General features: G+C 73.9%; 19 protein-coding genes. 8 read left to right on the top strand and 11 right to left on the bottom strand.

The window, feature by feature from the left end; all coding sequences use genetic code 11:
• Positions 1 to 5 precede the first annotated feature (5 nt).
• On the bottom strand, positions 6 to 833 hold the full coding sequence (locus BIV03_RS13730; RefSeq protein ID WP_071296094.1) for a fructosamine kinase family protein: 828 nt from the start codon (positions 831 to 833) through the stop codon (positions 6 to 8).
• A 34-nt stretch (positions 834 to 867) separates the two neighbouring features.
• A complete protein-coding gene (locus BIV03_RS13725; protein WP_070418066.1) occupies positions 868 to 1,716 on the bottom strand; it encodes a LysR family transcriptional regulator in 849 nt (282 codons plus the stop codon).
• A gap of 70 nt (positions 1,717 to 1,786) precedes the next feature.
• Here BIV03_RS13725 and BIV03_RS13720 point away from each other — a divergent pair, with 70 nt between their 5' ends.
• The 4 genes from BIV03_RS13720 to BIV03_RS13705 all read left to right on the top strand — a co-directional run bounded on the left by BIV03_RS13720 (position 1,787) and on the right by BIV03_RS13705 (position 6,141).
• Positions 1,787 to 2,692, top strand: a complete 906-nt coding sequence (locus BIV03_RS13720; RefSeq protein WP_083403438.1) for a DMT family transporter — start codon at positions 1,787 to 1,789, stop codon at positions 2,690 to 2,692.
• Positions 2,693 to 2,779: 87 nt separating this feature from the next.
• Positions 2,780 to 4,345 carry a long-chain fatty acid--CoA ligase gene (locus BIV03_RS13715; RefSeq protein ID WP_070418068.1) on the top strand — a complete coding sequence of 522 codons (1,566 nt, stop codon included), beginning with the start codon at positions 2,780 to 2,782 and terminating at the stop codon, positions 4,343 to 4,345.
• A 13-nt stretch (positions 4,346 to 4,358) separates the two neighbouring features.
• Positions 4,359 to 5,231: an N-acetyltransferase gene (locus BIV03_RS13710; protein ID WP_071296120.1), complete on the top strand. Its 873-nt coding sequence runs from the start codon at positions 4,359 to 4,361 to the stop codon at positions 5,229 to 5,231.
• Between the two features lie 40 nt (positions 5,232 to 5,271).
• Positions 5,272 to 6,141, top strand: a complete 870-nt coding sequence (locus BIV03_RS13705; RefSeq protein ID WP_071296092.1) for a UbiA family prenyltransferase — start codon at positions 5,272 to 5,274, stop codon at positions 6,139 to 6,141.
• Positions 6,142 to 6,160: 19 nt separating this feature from the next.
• Here BIV03_RS13705 and BIV03_RS13700 read toward each other — a convergent pair whose 3' ends face one another.
• Positions 6,161 to 7,327, bottom strand: coding sequence for an NAD(P)/FAD-dependent oxidoreductase (locus BIV03_RS13700; protein ID WP_071296091.1), 1,167 nt, complete (start codon positions 7,325 to 7,327; stop codon positions 6,161 to 6,163).
• A gap of 107 nt (positions 7,328 to 7,434) precedes the next feature.
• On the opposite strand from BIV03_RS13700, the gene BIV03_RS13695 reads away from it, so the two are divergent.
• On the top strand, positions 7,435 to 8,193 hold the full coding sequence (locus BIV03_RS13695; protein ID WP_175475857.1) for a DUF4184 family protein: 759 nt from the start codon (positions 7,435 to 7,437) through the stop codon (positions 8,191 to 8,193).
• A gap of 156 nt (positions 8,194 to 8,349) precedes the next feature.
• Here the strand turns inward: BIV03_RS13695 and BIV03_RS13690 are convergent, their stop codons facing one another.
• Both BIV03_RS13690 and BIV03_RS13685 read right to left on the bottom strand, forming a co-directional pair.
• Positions 8,350 to 9,561: an acyltransferase gene (locus BIV03_RS13690; RefSeq protein WP_071296089.1), complete on the bottom strand. Its 1,212-nt coding sequence runs from the start codon at positions 9,559 to 9,561 to the stop codon at positions 8,350 to 8,352.
• A gap of 92 nt (positions 9,562 to 9,653) precedes the next feature.
• The gene (locus BIV03_RS13685; protein WP_070418073.1) at positions 9,654 to 10,226 is read right to left on the bottom strand and encodes a TetR/AcrR family transcriptional regulator; all 573 of its coding nucleotides are present in this window, start codon (positions 10,224 to 10,226) and stop codon (positions 9,654 to 9,656) included.
• A gap of 95 nt (positions 10,227 to 10,321) precedes the next feature.
• Here BIV03_RS13685 and BIV03_RS13680 point away from each other — a divergent pair, with 95 nt between their 5' ends.
• On the top strand, positions 10,322 to 11,227 hold the full coding sequence (locus BIV03_RS13680) for an SDR family oxidoreductase (RefSeq protein ID WP_071296088.1): 906 nt from the start codon (positions 10,322 to 10,324) through the stop codon (positions 11,225 to 11,227).
• A gap of 211 nt (positions 11,228 to 11,438) precedes the next feature.
• Here the strand turns inward: BIV03_RS13680 and BIV03_RS13675 are convergent, their stop codons facing one another.
• The 3 genes from BIV03_RS13675 to BIV03_RS13665 form a co-directional block, all read right to left on the bottom strand.
• Positions 11,439 to 12,773, bottom strand: a complete 1,335-nt coding sequence (locus tag BIV03_RS13675; RefSeq protein ID WP_229086779.1) for an NAD(P)/FAD-dependent oxidoreductase — start codon at positions 12,771 to 12,773, stop codon at positions 11,439 to 11,441.
• Positions 12,774 to 12,834: 61 nt separating this feature from the next.
• Positions 12,835 to 13,383 carry a dihydrofolate reductase family protein gene (locus tag BIV03_RS13670; protein ID WP_071296087.1) on the bottom strand — a complete coding sequence of 183 codons (549 nt, stop codon included), beginning with the start codon at positions 13,381 to 13,383 and terminating at the stop codon, positions 12,835 to 12,837.
• A 16-nt stretch (positions 13,384 to 13,399) separates the two neighbouring features.
• Positions 13,400 to 13,939 carry a hypothetical protein gene (locus BIV03_RS13665; RefSeq protein WP_071296086.1) on the bottom strand — a complete coding sequence of 180 codons (540 nt, stop codon included), beginning with the start codon at positions 13,937 to 13,939 and terminating at the stop codon, positions 13,400 to 13,402.
• Between the two features lie 89 nt (positions 13,940 to 14,028).
• Here BIV03_RS13665 and BIV03_RS13660 point away from each other — a divergent pair, with 89 nt between their 5' ends.
• Together BIV03_RS13660 and BIV03_RS13655 are read left to right on the top strand one after the other, a co-directional pair.
• A complete protein-coding gene (locus BIV03_RS13660; RefSeq protein WP_071296085.1) occupies positions 14,029 to 14,802 on the top strand; it encodes an alpha/beta fold hydrolase in 774 nt (257 codons plus the stop codon).
• Entirely contained in the window at positions 14,799 to 15,608 is an 810-nt protein-coding gene (locus BIV03_RS13655) for a triacylglycerol lipase (protein ID WP_254790900.1), read from the top strand. Before BIV03_RS13660 ends, BIV03_RS13655 begins: the two co-directional genes overlap by 4 nt.
• Positions 15,609 to 15,611: 3 nt before the next feature.
• Here BIV03_RS13655 and BIV03_RS13650 read toward each other — a convergent pair whose 3' ends face one another.
• From BIV03_RS13650 to BIV03_RS13640, 3 genes are read right to left on the bottom strand one after another with little or no spacing between them, the layout of a single operon-like run.
• Complete coding sequence (locus tag BIV03_RS13650) at positions 15,612 to 15,998, bottom strand: VOC family protein (RefSeq protein ID WP_071296084.1); 387 nt, start codon at positions 15,996 to 15,998, stop codon at positions 15,612 to 15,614.
• Between the two features lie 34 nt (positions 15,999 to 16,032).
• Positions 16,033 to 17,040: a LacI family DNA-binding transcriptional regulator gene (locus BIV03_RS13645; RefSeq protein WP_071296119.1), complete on the bottom strand. Its 1,008-nt coding sequence runs from the start codon at positions 17,038 to 17,040 to the stop codon at positions 16,033 to 16,035.
• A 26-nt stretch (positions 17,041 to 17,066) separates the two neighbouring features.
• Positions 17,067 to 17,804 carry a class I SAM-dependent methyltransferase gene (locus BIV03_RS13640; protein WP_071296083.1) on the bottom strand — a complete coding sequence of 246 codons (738 nt, stop codon included), beginning with the start codon at positions 17,802 to 17,804 and terminating at the stop codon, positions 17,067 to 17,069.
• Between the last annotated feature and the right edge of the window lie 117 nt (positions 17,805 to 17,921).

Raw genomic sequence — 17,921 nt, 5'->3', positions numbered from 1 at the left:
GCAGTTCACGCGTACCGCTGCGCCGCGCGCAGCGCCGCCCCCGTGTACAAGCCGCCGAACAGGAACACGTGCAGGAGCAGCGGCGCGAGCTGGTGCAGCTCGACCCGCTCCTGCCACCCGGCGGCGAGCGGGGACTCGGCGTCGTAGGCGGCGAGCACGGCCTCGAGTCGGGGGAGTCCGAAGAGTCCGAGGAGCGCCAGGTCCGTCTCGGCGTGCCCGCCGTGCGCGATGGGGTCGATGAGCACCGCTCCCGTGGGCGTCGTCCCGTCGACCGGCTCCGCGTCCGTCGGCCAGAGCACGTTGCCCGCCCAGAGGTCGCCGTGCAGCCTCGCCGGCCGGTCCCCGACGAGCTTGGGCTGCGGGGACCCGAGCGTCCCGTCCTGGACCCGGTCGGCGACCCGGTCGAACACGGCTGCCTGGGCGTGGTCGAACCCGCCGGCGTCGACGATGCGGCGGACGAAGTCGCGGATCCGGTACTCCGCGAAGAACTCGCCCCAGGTCGCCGGTGCGTCCGCCGCGGCGACGAACGGCGTGCGGGAGCGTCCCATCCGCAGGGGCGTGCCCGTCGGCCAGCCGGAGGGCGGCGCGCCCCAGTGCTCGGCGCCCGCGGCGTGGGTGTGCGCCAGGGACCGGCCGAACCGCTCGGCCTGCCGTGTCGACGGCGAACCGTCCGGGATCAGCTCGAGGTCGAGGACCGTCGGGCGGGGTCGACCGAGCACGCGGGCGATCCGGGTGCCGCCGTCGGGTTCGGCCTCGGCGAGCCAGTCCAGACCGGCTGCCTCGGCGGCGGCCTCGTCGGGGGAGGCGAAGGTCTTCACGTGCGTCTCGGCCATCGCCCCATCCTGCCGCCGTCGCCTCCGCACCGGGTCAGACCGCGTCGACGAGCGCCCTCGCCAGCGGGTGCCACTCGCGGGACGTCGGCCCGCTCAGCACGAGCGTCCGTGAGAGTCGCCGGGCCATCGGCACCATGACGAGGTCCGGCGGCAGCATCACCCGCCCGAGCGTCGGCACGATGGACACGCCCTCGCCCCGCTCGATCATCCCGAACATGGTGCTCATCTCCCGCACCCGGTGGGCGTACCGGAACGGCTGCCCGTCGAGTTCGTGCAGCCGCTGGATCTGGTGTTCACACCCGCCACCGCCCGCGACGAGCCCGTCCTCGTGCAGGTCGTCGAGCGTCAGCGCGGGGAGGTCGGCGAGCGGGTGGTCGCGGCGGACCACCGCGGCCATCTCGTCCTGCGCGACGACCACACCGCCCGGTGGCACCGGCGTCGGGTCGACGAGCACGGCGGCGTCGACCGTGCCGGCCTCGAGCCACTCGGGCATCTCGTCGTCGTCCCCCTCGTAGACCTGCACGTCGACGTCCGGCAGCGTCACCGCCCACAGCTCGCGGAGCCGCGGCAGCAGGCCCTGGCAGACGGTGGGGACGGCCGCGAGGCGCACGGTGCCGCGCGCCGTGGCGGGCCGGACCACTGCCTCCAGGGCCTCGACGGAGGCGAGCACGCTGCGGGCGTGGGCCAGCAGACGGTCGCCGAGCGGCGTCGTGACGGCGGCCGCCCCGCGCCGGACCACCGGACCGCCCACCTCGCGCTCGAGTCCTGCGAGGGCGTGCGACACGGCGGACTGCCCGACGCCGAGCACGGACGCCGCGCCCGTGAAGGAGCCGGCGTCGACGGTGGCGACGAACGCGCGCAGCTGGGGCACCGAGACGGTCATGCGTCTTCCTCATCCGTTCATGAGCGACATGCGTTTGCCGCATGCGCCGAGGATGTCGACACTAGGCGACATGAACGCGGTCCTCTACCTCCTCGTGGCACTGACCTGGGGCTCGAGCTTCCTGTTCGCGAAGATCGGGCTCGACGGGCTCGCACCGCAGCAGGTCGCCACGGTGCGCACGGTCCTCGGCGCGCTCACGCTCGTCGCGGTCCTGCTCGCGACCCGTCGGCGCTGGCCGCGTGAGCCACGGGTCTGGGGACACCTGCTCGTGGTGTCGGTGTTCCTCAACGCGGTGCCGTCGTCGCTCATGGCGTGGGCGGAGCAGACGGTGCCGTCCGGTCTCGCGAGCATCTACAACGCGACGACGCCGATCATGACGTTGGCGGCCCTCGCGGTGCTCGTGCCGTCCGAGCGGCTCCGCGGACGGCAGGTCGCGGGCATCGTGCTCGGGATCGTCGGCGTCCTGGTGCTGGTCGGTCCGTGGAACGTCATCGGGGACCCGGAGGTCCTGGCGAGCGTGCCGGGGCAGGTCGCGCTGCTCGGGATGACCGCGTGCTACGGCATCGGCCTCGCGTACCTGCGCCGGGTGGCGGTCGGCAGCGCGTACGACCCGGTCACGCTCGCGACGGTGCAGCTGACGCTGGCCTCCGGACTGCTCCTGCTGGTCGCGCCCGTCATCGCCATGGGTCCGGTACGGCTGGACTGGAGGATCGTGGGGGCGATGGTCGCACTCGGTTGCGTGGGCACGGGGCTGGCCTACGCCTGGAACACGCGGCTGGTGCAGGCGTGGGGAGCGGGTCGCGCCTCGACGGTCACCTACCTGACGCCCGTCGTCGGGGTGGTGCTCGGCGTGCTGGTCCTCGGCGAGCACGTCCGGTGGAACGAGCCGGTCGGGGGACTCGTGGTGCTGCTCGGCATCGCGCTGGCGTCGGGCGTGGTGGGTCGGCGACGTCTGGGCGTGCGGGCTCCCGCCTGAACGGGGGCCGGATCCGGAAGCGACCGCGGCCGTAGGATCGGGCCGAGAAGTCGTCCACGGAGTCGTCGACGGAGACGGAGACCGGTCATGACCGCCACCCACCACACCAGCGCCACCGCCTCGGTCGCAGCGATCCTCGCCGAGTCCGCAGCGCGGTACCCGGACGACGTCGCCGTCATCGTCGGCGACCGGCACACCACCTACGCCGAGCTCTGGAGCCAGACGCTCGCGTACGCCGGTGCGCTGCGGGCCCGCGGCGTCGGACCGGGCGACCGTGTGGCGATGCTCGTCCCGAACGTCGAGGACTTCCCGCGGGTCTACTACGCGACCCTCGCGCTCGGCGCCGTGGCGGTCCCCGTGCACGCGCTGCTCAAGCGACGCGAGATCGAGTACGTCCTGCGCGACAGCGGCGCCGCGCTGCTCGTCTGCGCCGCACCGCTGCTCGGCGAGGGTGCGGCCGGTGCCGAGCTCGCCGAGGTCGACGTGGTGACGGTGCTCGCCCCGGCCGACTCCCCGGACCGACTCGAAGCGCTCGCGCAGCAGGCCGAACCGCTCGACACCTACGTCCCCCGGCACCCGTTCGACACCGCGACGATCCTCTACACGAGCGGCACCACCGGCAAGCCCAAGGGTGCGGAGGGGTCGCACTTCTCGCTGCTCGAACAGGTCAACACGAACCTGATGACGACGTTCGACATGCACCGCGGGGACGTCCTGCTCGGCGCCCTGCCGCTGTTCCACACCTTCGGGCAGACCTGCACGATGAACACCGGCTTCCGGGTCGGCGCGACGATCGTCATGCTGCCGAAGTTCGACGGCGACACGGCGCTCGCCGCGATGGTCGAGCACGGGTGCGGCATCTTCATGGGCGTCCCGACGATGTACATGGCGCTGCTCGACGCGGCGACCCGCTCCGATGCCCGTCCGACCCTGCGGTACGCGATCTCCGGCGGCGCCTCGCTGCCCCTGGCGGTCCTCGAGCGGTTCCAGGACGTCTACGACGCGCCGATCCACGAGGGCTACGGCCTCACCGAGACCTCGCCGGTCGCGACCTTCAACCACGTCGGACGGCCACCGCGCCCCGGCACGATCGGCACCCCGGTGTGGGGCGTCGACGTCGAGATCGCCGACCCGGAGCAGCACGACGCGATCGTCATGCTGCCCCACGGCGAGATCGGCGAGCTCGTGATCCGCGGGCACAACCTCATGAACGGGTACCTCGACCGTCCCGAGGACACCGCGGCCGCGATCGTCGACGGGTGGTTCCGGACGGGCGACCTCGGGACGAAGGACGACGACGGCTACCTGACGATCGTCGACCGGACGAAGGACATGATCATCCGCAACGGCTACAACGTGTACCCGCGGCAGGTGGAGGAGGTCCTCGCGACCCACCCCGACGTCACGATGGCCGCGGTGTTCGGCGTGCCGCACGAGCTGCACGGGCAGGAGATCGAGGCGGCCGTGGTGCTCCGCGCCGAGGCGACGGCGACGCCGCAGGAGCTGATCGACTTCGTCGCCGCCGAGATCGCTGCCTACAAGTACCCCCGGGCGGTGCACGTCCTCGACGCGCTGCCCCTCGGCCCGAGCGGCAAGGTGCTCAAGCGCGAGCTCGTCGACCGGTTCGGCGCGGAGGTCCCGGCGGCCGGGTGACGTGGACGTGGACGTGGACACCGTCGTGCGGTCACCATCGCCGGCCGACCTCGCTCGGGGCCTGGCGGCGCTGCGGTCGTGGCAGCGCGACGACGCACTCGTGCAGCTCCACCCCGGCGACCTCGGGTGGGCGTGGCGCCAGGGGGCGGACGCGGTCGCGCGTGCGGTGCGCATCTGGGAGGTCGACGGGCAGATCGTCGCCTTCGGCTTCCTCGACGGACCGACCACGCTCCGCATGACCGTGGCCCCCGAGCGCTGGACGGACCCGGACCTCGCGCGCGCCCTGGCGGCCGACGCCTCCGACCCCGGCACCGGCGTGCTCCCGAGCGGCCCCGCGTCGATCGAGGTACCGGACGGCACCGCCCTGCGCGGAGCGCTGCACGCTGCGGGATGGGGCGCCGGCGAGTCCTGGACGCCGCTGTCCCTCGACCTGGCCGCGCCGATCGGAGTACACGGGTCGTCGCTGCACGTCGAGATCGTGCACGGCGCGGACACGTCCGACTTCACGGCGGTCCACCGCTCGGCCTGGGACAACGGGTCGTTCACCGACGAGCGCTGGAGGGCGATGTCCGCCGGTGCACCGTTCGCGGAGGCTCGCTGTCTGCTCGGCAGGGACGACGCCGGAGAACCGGTCGCCGGGATCACGGTCTGGTCGGCCGGTCGCGGCCGTCCCGGACTCATCGAGCCGCTCGGCGTCCACGCCGCCCACCGCGGTGCGGGGCACGGGACCGCGATCTGCGTCGCCGGTGCGGCACTGCTCCGCGAGACGGGAGCGTCGACCGCGTGGGTCTGCACCCCGAGCGACCTCGACAGCGCCGTCGCGACCTACCGGGCGGCGGGTTTCACGAGGCTCCCGGAACGGCTCGACTGCGTCCGGCAGGCCTGAGGCGAGTGACTCGGCGGGTGCCGGACGTACGCTGGCACCTGTGACCCGGCCACGCCGACCCTCGACCGCACGGTTGCTGTTCGCGTCGTCGCACCCGGGGCCCACCGTCACCGTGACCGTGCTCGCGACGGTGATCGCCGTGGCGGTCGGGCACACGTGGTGGACGGTCGTCCTCGTCGCCCTGACCGTCGTCGCTGGGCAGCTCTCGATCGGGCTCGCGAACGACTGGATCGACGCCGATCGCGACCGGGCGGTCGGCAGGTCGGACAAGCCCGTGGCACAGGGGGCGATCGCCGTCGGCACGGTCCGTCGCGCGGCCTTCGGTACCGCCCTGGCGTCCGTCGTCCTGTCGGTGTTGCTCGGGCCGGTCGCCGCCGTCGCGCACCTCGTGCTCATGGCCGCGGGGTGGGCGTACGACGCAGGGCTCAAGCGCACGGTCTGGTCCGTCGTGCCGTTCGTGGTCGCGTTCGGGCTGCTCCCGGTCGTGGCGGTCTCGGCCGGGCCGGACGGCGACTGGCCGGCGTGGTGGGCGATCGCGACGGGGGCGGTGTTCGGCGTCGCGATCCACTGCACGAACGTGTTGCCGGACCTGGTCGACGACGCGGCCACCGGGGTCCGGGGGTTCCCGCACCGGCTCGGGCTCCGGGGCGCGGGCGTCACGGCGTTCGGGTCGCTCGTCGTGGCGGCGCTGCTCGTGCTCGGTGGTCAGGTGCTCGGGGACGATCCGGTCCGGGGCGTGGGGGTGGTGCTCGCGGTGCTCGGGACCGTCGTGGTCGTCGCGCTCGCCGGGGTCGGGGTGCGGCTCGTGCTGGCCGGGCGGGCATCGCGGGTGCTGTTCCGGCTCGTCATCGCGTCGTCGCTCGTGCTCGTCGTCGAGCTCGGCCTCGCCGGCGCCCGCCTGGTCGCCTGACCGGCGCCCCCGCGACCCGTCACGCCCACCGCATCGCGTACACACCGGCCAGCGCATCCGCGGTCGGGAGGGACAGGACCGTCCGGAGCAGCGCCTCCCGTCCGGCCGCCCCCACCCTGCCGAGCGGACGGCCGAACGGACGCCCGAGCGCCATGTTCACCTCCGCCTGCCGCGCCGCCCGCCGCGCGACCGCCTGCCGCCGCCGCGCGTACTCCGGCCACGGGCCGGCGCTGCCCGAGGCGACCGCCTCCGCGAGGAGCGGCGCGAGTTCGGCCGCGTCGAGCCACCCGAGGTTCATGCCCTGCCCGCCGATCGGGCTGATCTCGTGCGCCGCGTCCCCGGCGAGGACGACACGGCCGACGCCGACCCGCTCGGCCTCCCGGCGTCGGACACCGAACCCGCTGCGCATGCTGCAGGACGTCGGGTCCGGCCGGACACCGGTGCGTGCCGCCACGATCGCCGCGAGGTCCGCCGCGCTCGGCGACGGATCGTCCGAGGACGCCAGGAGCACGACGCACCGACGACGGTCGCCGGGCAGCGGGAAGGACTCGACCACGCCGGCCGGCCCGACGTCGACGAGCGCGTCCGTCCGGGCAGCGGGGTCCTCGACGTCGGCGAAGTCCCCCATCGCGTAGCGGTCCGGGTAGTCGCGACCGGTGGTGGCGATGCCGAGCAGGTCCCGCACGGTGCTCCGCGAGCCGTCCGCCCCGATGACGAACCGGGCCCGCACGGCCACCGCGCCGTCGGGGCCGGTCCCGACCGCGTCGACGTGGTCCGGGTGCCGCTCGAGCGCCGAGAGCACCGTGCCGGTCCGGAGCGCGTCCGGCGCTGCCGCCGCGAGACGCTCCCGCAGCAGGGCCTCGGTCCGGTGCTGGTCGAGCGTCGCGACGTACGGGTGCGTGGCCGACGCGTGGTCGAACGTCAGGGCGCCGAGCTCCCGGCCACGGCTGCGCGCGACCCCGCGGCGGACCCGGACGGCCTCCGCGAGGACCGGCCCGTCCAGCCCGATCGCTGCGAACGCGTCGAGGGACGGCGGGTGGATCCCGATCGCGCGGGACCCGGTCGGCGCACCCTCGCGCCGTTCCCACACCACGACCTCGAGCCCGCGGGCCGCGAGGAGCGCCGCGGCGAAGAGGCCGACGGGCCCACCGCCGACGACGAGGACGTCGACGCGCTCCGTGGTCACGGCCCGAGCCTACGGACGGTCGGCGCAGCGCCCACCCAGCCGATCGGCACCCGGGGTCATCCGCTCGACCGAAGCGCTCCACCGGGGCCGTCCGCGATGCTGGGGTGGTGCCCTTCACCGTCAGCCACGCGGTCGTCGCCCTGGCCGCCCGCCGCACCCCGCTGCCCGTCGCGGCGGTCGCCGTCGGAGCCATGGCGCCGGACGCCGTCCTGTTCGCGCCGTTCCTGCCGCCCTACGTCGTGGCGCACTCGTGGGTGGGCGTCGTGACGATCGACCTGGTGGTCGCGCTGGTCGTCCTCGTGGCCTGGTGGTACCTGGTGCGGCCCGCGTGGGCGGAGGCCGTGCCGGGCGTCCGCGAGCGGCTGCCGGCGAGCTGGTCGTCCCCTCCGCGTGCCGGGGACCGGCCGGTCCGCCGGGCGGTCGCGGTCGTCGTCGCCTGTCTCGTCGGGAGCGTGACGCACGTCGTGTGGGACGCGTTCTCGCATGAGGCCGGGTGGGCGGTGCAGGCGATCCCGTTCCTCCGCGAGGGTCCGGCGGCCTATCCGGTCTGGGCCGGCGTGCAGGACGGTTCGAGCGTGCTCGGACTGCTCGGGCTCGTCGTCGCGGCTGTGGTGTGGTGGCGACGGAGCACACCGCGTCGGATGCCGCCGCCCGCTCGGTGGGAGGCCGCGGTCGTGGTGGCCTCGGGCGCGATCGTCGTCCTCGCCGTGCTCGGGATCGCCGGTCGGGTGCTCCTCGGCGGCGGTGGCGTCGCCGGGATCGTCACCGAGCTCGCCTTCCGGTTGCCGGTGGTCGTCGCGCTGGTGCTCGTGGTCGGCGCCGTCGGACTGCTGGTCGGACGCCGCCGTCCCCGTCGCAGCCGCTGACGCGGACCCCGGAGGCGCGGTGCAGCCGCCGTCGGTCGTCTCGCGTCCGGCAGACCGTGGGTCGGGAGGCGCGGTGCACGCACCGTCGGTCGTCTCGCGTCCGGCAGACCGTGGGTCGGGAGGCGCGGTGCGGGGCCGACCCGCGCCTCCCGTCCGTCAGGCGGTCGCGTCCGCCGTCTCGCGCGCGGACCGATCCGCGGCGACCAGTCGCCGGGCCTCACGGAACCGCTTCCGCAGCCGCTCGACCGGCACCTCGACCGCGTAGGCCGCCCCGACCGCGACCAGCAGCGCCGCCCCCACGAGCCACACCGTGCCCCACGCCCCGATCGCGAACGTGCCGAGCAGCGCGATGACCACGGGGTGCCAGAGGTACGCCGAGTACGACACGCGACGACCGAACCACGACACGGGCGTCCACGCGAGCGCGGCCGACAGCGGCGACCGCACCGACACCAGCCCACCGATGAGCAGCGCCGAGATCAGCCCGGTCACCGGGAGCACGACGCCGAACGACCAGGCGTGCTGCGTCCAGTCGTCGTCGATCCAGAACTGCACCGCGGCGAGCAGCCCGATGCCGAGCCAGGTGCCGACGTGTCCGGCGATCCCGGAGGCCCACGTGCGGAAGCGCTCGTCGTCGAGGAGCAGTGCGAGCAGGCACCCGGTCGCCAGCGGCACGACGCCGAGCACGGGGGAGAAGTACACGTCCGGGGTCGCGCCGCTGTTCGGCGTCCGGTAGCTCAGCCACGACGCCGCTGCGGCACCGACGATCACGACGCCGAGCCCGGTCATCAGCCAGCGCCGACGCGACCGCAGTGCGAACAGGAGCACGAGGACGGGCGGCCAGACGAGGTAGAACTGCTCCTCCATCGACAGGCTCCACGTGTGCGCGAAGACGCCCTGCGTGGTGTCCCAGTACGAGCGGAAAAGGTTGCCGGTGTAGCTCAGCGCGATGAACGCCGCCTCGCCGGGGGAGAACGAGGCGCCCTTGTAGTCGCCGACCCAGTTCCACAGCGCGAGGCCGACGATGACGAGCGCGAGCAGTGCCGGGTAGAGGCGGAGGAGCCGCTTCGTCCAGAACGAGCCGAGCCGGATGCGCCCGGTGCGGCGGTGCTCGCCGAGGAGCAGCGTCGAGATGAGGAACCCGGAGAGCACGAAGAACACCGTCACGCCGATGAACCCGCCCTCGAACTGCGGCACGTGCAGGTGGTAGAGGATCACGATGAGGATCGCGACCGTCCGGAGCCCGTCGAGCGCCGGAGCACGGTTCGTGAGCGGCGGCGGGGGCGTCGGTCGTGCGTGCCTGCCGTCGGTGTCGGCCGGTGCGGATGTCGTGCGGGTCCGCTCCGGCGAGGTCGTGGTGATGGCCACGGACGCCTCCTGCGCGATGCTGTCGATGGGGTCACGGGCCGTCGGGCCGTGACCGGATCGTTACATGATGCTCGCGGAAGGTAAGAGCCGTCTCAACGACCGGGGTGCACCAGGGTCGTCAGGGCGTCGAGTCGTTCGTGGGCGATCGTGGCGAACGGGCGGTCCTCGTCGTCGGCGATCCACTGTGCGAACGACAGGTGGAACACGGTGACGGCGGTCTCGGCGGCGATGGTCGCGGCGGGCTCCGGGACGCCGCGGTCGCGCAGGACCTCACCCAGTCGGACCTTCAGGGTCGCGAGCTTGCCGAGCTCCCGTTCGCCGAGTGCGGGGTTGCCGTCGATGATGCCCTGGCGTGCGCGCGACCACGGGCGGCGCTCGTCGGGGAAGAACGCGCCGCTGGCGTCGAGCGCGAGCCGGACGAGGTCGAAGGGCGGAGTGCCGGCCGGTGCCGCCTCGATCGGGGTGGTGAACATGCCGAGGAAGTCGTCCTGCCCGGCGAACAGCACTTCGCGCTTGTCGGCGAAGTGTCGGAAGAATGTGCGCTCGGTGACCTCGGCCGCGGCGGCGATCTCGGCGACCGTCGTCTCGTCGTACCCCTGCTCCGCGAAGAGCTGCAGGGCCGTGGCCTGCAGTCGCTCACGGGTCCCGGGTTGCCATCTCGCCATGTCCGCAGTCTACTGATGACAGCGACTGACATCGAGTGCTACGGTGATGTCAGTTCATGACATCACCGCCGTGGACACCTGCGAAGGGAAAGCACATGCACGTGTTCGTCACCGGGGCCTCCGGATGGATCGGCTCCCACACCGTCGACGAGCTCCTCGCCGCCGGACACACCGTCACCGGCCTCGCCCGCTCCGACTCGTCGGCCGCCGCGCTCGAGGCGAAGGGCGTCGCCGTCGTCCGCGGTGACCTCGACGACCTCGACGCCATCCGCCGCGGGGCCGCCGCGTCCGAGGGGGTCCTGCACCTCGCGAACAAGCACGACTGGGCGAACCCGGCCGCCACGAACGCTAGCGAACGCGCCGCGGTCGAGACCATCGGCGAGGCGCTCGTCGGCACCGACCGGCCGTTCGTCGTCGCCTCGGGCGTCGCCGGACTCGCACAGGGCCGCCCCTCGACCGAGGCGGACCCCAACCCGTTCGTCGGCCCGGACAGCATGCGCGGCGGCAGCGAGAACCGCGGGTTCGACTTCGTCGACCAGGGCGTGCGCACCATCGCGGCCCGCTTCAGCCCGACCACGCACGGCACCGGCGACCACGGGTTCATCGCCGCGATCGTCGCCGCCGCACAGCGCACCGGCGTCTCCGGCTACATCGGCGAGGGCACGAACAGCTGGGCCGCCGTGCACGTCACCGATGCCGCTCGGCTCGTCCGGCTCGGCCTCGAGCACGCACCCGCGGGCACGAGGCTGCACGCCGTCGCCGAGACCGCGATCCCGACCCGGGCCATCGCCGAGGCCATCGGCGACGCCCTCGGGCTGCCCGTGACCTCGGTCGACCCGGCCGACGCGGTGTCGCACTTCGGGTTCATCGGGCAGTTCTTCGGCATGGAGATGTCGGCGACGTCCGAGGCCACGCGCGAGCTCCTCGGCTGGGAGCCCACCGGGCCGGGGCTGCTCGAGGACATCGCCGCCGGCGCCTACTCCGACGTGCGGGTGGCGTAGCGCGACCCACCGTCGGCCTGGAGGCGCGTGGCGGCCTCGCCCCGCGCCTCCAGGCCGTCGCCGGTCCGGACCACCGCCGCCGGTCCGGACCACCGCGCACTTGGTGAGCAGAAATGGTCGGGTCCCGTCTCCGGACCCGACCATTTCTGCTCACCAAGTGGGCGCGCGGCGCGCGCGGGGCGCGCCCGCGGGGCGCGGCGCCCGCGCGCGCCTACTCCGCCTTCTGCATCTGCCAGGGCTCGGGCTCGCGGTCGCCGTTCGGCCGCACGGGCCGGACGTCGCCGACGATCGGGATCGCCCGCTTCCGCATGAACCAGAGGTACCGCACGAAGAAGTGCGACAGCGTCGACAGCCGGTTGCCGTTGCCGAGCAGCGACGCGATGTGCACGGCCACCCATGCCGCCCAGGCCACGGGCCCGACCATCGTGATGCCGCCACGGAGCTGGGCCACCGCGGCGTTCGTGCCGATCGTCGCCATCGTGCCCTTGTCGAAGTACTTGAAGTGCTCGGTCGGCTTGCCCGCCATGAGCCGCACGATCTGCCGCGCCGAGTGCCGTCCGCCCTGCAGCGCCGGCTGGGCGAGCTGCGCGAGGGCGTCGTCCTGCGCGGCGATGTCACCGGCGGAGAAGATCCGCTCGACGCCCTTCACGCTGAGGTCGTCGTTCACCTGGATGCGTCCGCCGTGGGTCTGCGGCATGCCCCAGCCCGAGACCTCCTTGTGCGCGGCCACACCGGTCGCCCAGATGACCTGCGACGCCGGGATGAACTCGCCCTCGGCCGTCATCACGCCGTCGGGCTTGACCTCGGAGACGCCGGTGTTGAGGCGCAGGACCACGCCGCGCTTGCGGAGGACCTTGGCCGCGTACCGACGCAGCCGCGGGGCGAACGGCTTGAGGAGCTCGCCGCTGCGGTGCACGAGGGTGATCGAGATGTTGCCCCGCTCGATCTCCGGGTACGCGCCGACGAGGGCCTGGTCGCGGAGCTCGGCGAGCGCACCGGCCATCTCCACGCCGGTCGCGCCACCGCCCACGATGACGATCTTGATCTCGTCGGGGCCCTGGTTGGCGGCGGCTTCCTCGAGGCGGGTGAACAGCTCGTCGCGGATGCGGAGCGCCTGCGAGCGGGAGTACATCGAGTACGCGTACTCGTACGCGCCGGGCGTGCCGAAGTAGCTCGTGTTCACGCCGTTCGCGAGGATCAGCCAGTCGTAGTGCAGGTGCTCGCCGTCGGACATCTCGGCGACCCGCTCGACCGGGTCGATGCCGGTGAGCAGCCCGTGCCGGAACTCGGCGTTGCTCTGCTTCGCGCGGAGGCTCCGGAGGAAGTACGTCACGTCGCCGGCGTTCAGCCCACCGGTCGCCACCTGGTACATGAGCGGCTGGAACATGTTGTAGACGTGGCGGTCGACCAGGGTGACCCGCACCGGTGCGTCGGCGAGCTCGCGCATGGCCGCGACACCGGCGAATCCACCGCCGACGATGACGACGTGCGGGCGGGTGTCCTGGGGCATGCTGACTCCGGCTTCCTCGGATGGTGAGATGGTCACCACCGAGGGTACGCGCGGTTCGGACAGTCGTTCGACGGCCGGGAGGCGCTGCGCACCTCCGTCAGGCGTCGAGCCGCGCGTAGGTGCTCACGACGTTGCCCTTGCTCGTCACGGTGCTGTCGACCAGGCGCAGGCGCGTGGGCGGGTCGGTCGGCTCGAAGAGCCTGCGGCCCGAGCCGGCGATCGCCGGGTGCACCATGAGCTGCAGTTCGTCGAGGACCCCCGCGAACAGCAGGCTGCGGACGAGCGTGACACTGCCGCACACCGCGATGTCGGCGCCGTCCCGCTGTTGCAGCCCGCGGACGAAGTCGGGGACGTCGCCCGTGATCCGGGTGCTGTTCTCCCACGCCAGGTCGTCGCCGAGCGTGGTGGACGCCACGTGCTTCTCGATCGGGTTGATCCACTGGCCGAAGGGGTCGTCGGGGTGGGCGGGCCACCACTCGGACCACTCCAGGTAGCTGTTCCTGCCGAGGAGGACGGTGTCGGTGCGGGCCATGAACGCGCCCATGCCCGCACCGAGCTCGTCGTCGAAGGAGTCGTACTGGAAGGTGTACGGGTCCTGCACGACGCCGTCGACCGACGTGAAGAGTCCAGCGGTGACCTTGCGCATGGTCGGAGCGTAGCCCTCAGCTGTTCGCGGAGGAACCGCTCGTGTCCGATCCGGTGCCGGAGCCGGTGCCGGTCCCACCCTGCGTGCCGTTGCCCGGGAACTGGCCGGTGCCGCCGCCGGGGAACTGGTTCGTGCCGCCGTTCGTGCCCGGCACCTGCGTCGTGGACTGGCTCGTGCCGCCGCCGATCGCGTGTCCGATGGCGAAGCCGATGCCGCCGCCGACCAGCAGCGCCGCGAGGCCGACCCCGACGGCCAGCACCTGCCAGAACCACGGCGGTCGCGGGCCGCGCCCGCGCCCGCGCCGGGGCGTCGCCGCGGATCCGTACCAGGGCGTCGCGCCGTTCGGGGCGCCCGGGTTCCACGAGCCCGCGGACGGTGCCGGTGTCGCGTACGGGTGCTCGGGCGCCGGCGCCGGGGCGTCGAGCGTCGCGGTCGAGGTGGGCGTCGGTGCGGCGCCCCAGCCGGCCGGGCTGGCGGGGTACGGCGTGGTGGGCTGGTGGGCTGCGGGGTCCACGTCGTCGCGGGACTCGGGGTTCACGGGGGTGCGCTCGGTCATGAGGACGAGTACAGACCGGTCGCCTATGCGTGGGCGATGACGACGCTGGTGCGTCACTGTGCACAGCGCCGTCCGCGTAGCCTCGCATCGTGCGCGCGAGAGTCGAGACCGTCCGGATCGACGGACTCCCCGTGCGCCTGCACACGCTCGCGCCGGCCGGCAGGGTGCACGACGCCCTCGCCCCGACGGTCGTGCTCGTGCACGGCATCGGGATGTCGCACCGGTCGTTCGCGCGGTCGCAGCGGGCGCTCGCCGCGACGCACCGGACCGTGAGCGTCGACCTGCCGGGCTTCGGCGGGCTCCCGGCGGCCGGCCGGCGCCTCACCATGACGGAACTCGGGGACCTCGTCGTCCGCGCCGTGCGGTCCCGCGGGGCCGGGGACCTCGTGCTCGTCGGGCAGTCGATGGGGACGCAGGTCGTCGCCGAGGCGGCCCGTCGGCACCCGGACGCCGTCGCCTCGGTCGTGCTCGTCGGTCCGGTCATCGCCGCCGGTCGTCGCCGGCTGCTCACGCAGGCGCTCGACCTCGGGCGGGACGGCTTCGTCGAGGGCGCCCGGATGAACGCCGTCCTCGTGACCGACTACCTGCGGAGCGTGCGGCAGTACGTGCCCGAACTCCGACCGATGCTCCGCTACCGCCTCGAGGACACCGTCGGCGAGCTCGCGCAGCCGGTGCTGGTCGTCCGTGGCACCGAGGACCCGATCGCGCGCCACGACTGGTCCGCCCGGGTCGCCGCCACCGCCCCGCGCGGCGCGTTCGTCGAGCTGCCGGGGCCGCACCACGTGCAGGAGCGCCAGCCGGTGGCGTTCGCGCGGCTCGTGGGGGAGTTCCGCCGCGTGCAGACCCTGGAGGGGCTGCGGTGACCGACGCGACCACGTCGGGGACGGACGGGGCGCGCACGGACCGCACCGCGCCTCCCGTCCGCGCCTCCCTGCTCCGCCGCACCCGGTGGGCCGTCCTCGACTGGTGGTACGCGATCCGCTGGCAGGTGCGGAGCCTCGGGCCGACGACCGCCGACGACTACCGCAGCGGCGACGGCCAGCCCGTCGTCGTCGTGCCCGGCGTCTACGAGACCTGGCACTTCATGCGTCCGCTCATGGACGCCCTGCACGACCGGGGACACCCCGTGCACGTGCTGCCGGTGCTGCGGCACAACCTGCGTCCGGTGCCGGAGTCCGCGGCGGAGGTGCTGGCGTACCTCGACGAGCACGACCTCCGCGACGTCCTGCTCGTCGCGCACAGCAAGGGCGGGCTGATCGGGAAGTACGCGATGACGCGCCTCGACGACCACGGGCGGATCGACCGCATGGTGGCGGTGTCGACGCCGTTCGCGGGCTCCGGGTACGCGCGGCTCGCACCCGTCCGGCACCTGCGGGCGTTCCGGTCGAGCGACCCGGTGCTCGCCGGCCTCGCACGGGAGCTCGACGCGAACGCCCGGATCACCAGCGTGTACGGCGTCTTCGACACGCTCATCCCCGAGGGCAGTGCGCTCGCCGGGGCGACGAACGTGCGGGTCCCGGTCGGCGGGCACTTCCGCATCCTCGGCGACCCGCGGACGCGTGCGGCAGTGCTTGCGGCGGCGGATCCGGACCACCAGGCCCCGGCCGAGCCCCGGCCGAGCTCCGGCCCGACCCCGGCCGAGCCCCTGCCTGGCCCGACCCCGGCCTGAGCCCTAGGCGCCCGGCAGGAACAGGCAGAACGGGTGCCCGTCGGGGTCGAGCAGCACGCGGACGTCGTCCTGCGGCTGGAACGCCGCCTGACGAGCGCCGAGCCCCTCCGCCCTGGTCACCGCCGCCGGCAGGTCCTCCACCTGGAAGTCGAGGTGCAGCTGCATGCCGGGGGCGTCCTCCGTGCCGGGCCACGTGGGCGCCACGTAGGCCGGTTCGTACTGCACGGAGAGGCCCGGTCCGTCCTCGGGGCGGATGCGGGCCCAGGTCGGGTCGTCCTCGTGGACGGTCCAGCCGGTCAGCGCGCCGTAGAACCGGGCGAGCGCGAGGGGGTCCGGCGACTGCAGCACGGTGGCGGCGAGCGTCGGCATCGACGGGTCAGCAGCGGTCATGCGGCGGAGCGTACGCCGGACCCGCCCGCCCCGGTCAGCGCGTGGCCACGCTCGCGCGCTCGACGATCCGGTGCGGCACCACGACGGTCTCGGGCGGAGCCTCGCGGTCCTCGATCCGCCGGGTGAGCAGGTCGAGCGCGGCCGTCGCGAACGCCCGTCGGTCGAACGACACCGTGCTCAGCGCGGGGATCGCGTACGCGGCCCCGTCGACGTCGTCGAACCCGATCACGCTCACCTGCTCGGGGACCCGCACACCACGTGCAGCGAGGACGTGCAGCACCCCGAACGCGATCGAGTCGGTGAACGCGAACACCGCGTCGGGCAGCGGGTGCTCGTCGAGCCACGCCGCGAACGCCGACGCCGCCGCGCTGGTCGACCACGCCGGCAGCGGGACCCGCAGCTCCGGGTCCGCACCGATGCCCGCCTTCGCGAGACCCGCGAGGTACCCACGCTCCCGCAACTCGCTCGTCGCGGTGGCCTCGACGTCCCGGGCGGCACCGACGATCGCGATCCGACGGTGGCCCCGGCCGACGAGGTACGACGTCACCTGCTCGGCCGCGGCACGGCTGTCGACGTGCACCTGGTCGACGTGCTCGGGCTCCACCTCGCCGATGACGACGGTCGGGGGCAGCCCCTCGGTCGAGGCCAGCACGCTCGCGCTGAGCGACACCGGGTTGAGGATCAGCCCGTCGACGAGGTGCGCCCGGGCACGCGAGACGAGGTCCCGCTCGCGGGCGGGGTCGTTCGCGGTCTGGTCGAGCTGCACGGTCCAACCGCGCTCCCGCGACAGTTCGACGAACCACTGCGCGAGTTCGGCCGAGTAGGCGCTGGCCATCTCGGGGAGCGTCAGGGCGATCGCACCCGAGCGTCCGTTGCGCAGACCCCGGGCGGACAGGTTCGGCACGTAGTCGAGCTCGGCGAGTGCCTGCTCGACCCGTGCGCGGGTCTCCGGGCGCACCACGACACCGCCGTTGATGACGTTGGAGACGGTCTTCGGCGACACCCCGGCGAGGGCAGCCACGTCCCGCACGGTCGCGCGCATCGCCACGAGCGTAGCGCGGCTGCGGCTCAGGGACGCACGTACCGGTGCACGTACGTGGTGTAGCCGACGGGGACGGTCGCGCTCCCGGCGGTCTCCGGATCGTCGTCGAGCACGCGCCGCACCCGGTCGAGGAGGGCGGTGCGCTCGTCCGGCGGCAGCACGATGACGTAGCTGCGCGAGGCGACCATGTCGAGGAACGCCGACCGGTCCTGCTCGTGCACCCACGGGAACCGCTCGTGCTCGACGGCGCCGTCGTCGAACGGCGCTCCGACGACCGGCGCGCTCTGGACGCTCGCCCGCGACTCGGGCTGGGACAGGATCGCGCTGATCCGGGCGGACCAGGGCCGGGTCTCGTCGCGGACGTTCCACACCAGACCGAGCACGCCGCCGGGGCGGAGGACCCGGGCCACCTCCTGCGACCCCCGCACCGGGTCGACCCAGTGCCACGCCTGCGCGAAGGTCACGGCGTCGGCGCTCCCGTCGGCGAGGGGGATCGACTCGCCGGTCCCCGCGAGCGCCCGCACGTCGGGCAGCACCGCGGTGAGCCGTTCGCGCATCGCCGGGTCCGGTTCGACGGCGACGACCTCGGCGGCGCGTCCGACGAGGCTCCGCGTGAACTTGCCGGTCCCCGCGCCGACGTCGGCGACGAGTCGGGCGTCCGCCGGCAGGAGCCAGTCGACCGCCGCCTCGGGGTACCCCGGCCGTCCGCGCTCGTACGCATCGGCAGCGGCTCCGAACGAGTTGGCGTACTCCTCGAGGGTCATGCGTCCAGCATGCCCCGCCCGGCCGGGTGGCGGACCGGAGACGCGGGCCGAGCCGGTCGCGCGCCTCCCGGCCGGCCGTGTGACGGACTGGAGGCGCGGGTCGGGGCCGCCACGCGC

The sequence above is a fragment of the Curtobacterium sp. MCBA15_016 genome (genome assembly GCF_001865105.1).
Taxonomy (GTDB): Bacteria; Actinomycetota; Actinomycetes; order Actinomycetales; family Microbacteriaceae; genus Curtobacterium.
The sequence above is the reverse complement of the archived record's forward strand: the minus strand, read 5'-3'. Positions and strand labels throughout refer to the sequence as shown.

What these genes read in the sequence shown, in the direction of transcription:
- BIV03_RS13730 (WP_071296094.1), bottom strand. Translation starts at nt 833, where the DNA reads ATGGCCGAGACGCACGTGAAGACCTTCGCCTCCCCCGACGAGGCCGCC.
- BIV03_RS13725 (WP_070418066.1), bottom strand. Translation starts at nt 1,716, where the DNA reads ATGACCGTCTCGGTGCCCCAGCTGCGCGCGTTCGTCGCCACCGTCGAC.
- BIV03_RS13720 (WP_083403438.1), top strand. Translation starts at nt 1,787, where the DNA reads ATGAACGCGGTCCTCTACCTCCTCGTGGCACTGACCTGGGGCTCGAGC.
- BIV03_RS13715 (WP_070418068.1), top strand. Translation starts at nt 2,780, where the DNA reads ATGACCGCCACCCACCACACCAGCGCCACCGCCTCGGTCGCAGCGATC.
- BIV03_RS13685 (WP_070418073.1), bottom strand. Translation starts at nt 10,226, where the DNA reads ATGGCGAGATGGCAACCCGGGACCCGTGAGCGACTGCAGGCCACGGCC.
- BIV03_RS13680 (WP_071296088.1), top strand. Translation starts at nt 10,322, where the DNA reads ATGCACGTGTTCGTCACCGGGGCCTCCGGATGGATCGGCTCCCACACC.
- BIV03_RS13670 (WP_071296087.1), bottom strand. Translation starts at nt 13,383, where the DNA reads ATGCGCAAGGTCACCGCTGGACTCTTCACGTCGGTCGACGGCGTCGTG.
- BIV03_RS13665 (WP_071296086.1), bottom strand. Translation starts at nt 13,939, where the DNA reads ATGACCGAGCGCACCCCCGTGAACCCCGAGTCCCGCGACGACGTGGAC.
- BIV03_RS13650 (WP_071296084.1), bottom strand. Translation starts at nt 15,998, where the DNA reads ATGACCGCTGCTGACCCGTCGATGCCGACGCTCGCCGCCACCGTGCTG.
- BIV03_RS13645 (WP_071296119.1), bottom strand. Translation starts at nt 17,040, where the DNA reads ATGCGCGCGACCGTGCGGGACGTGGCTGCCCTCGCCGGGGTGTCGCCG.
- BIV03_RS13640 (WP_071296083.1), bottom strand. Translation starts at nt 17,804, where the DNA reads ATGACCCTCGAGGAGTACGCCAACTCGTTCGGAGCCGCTGCCGATGCG.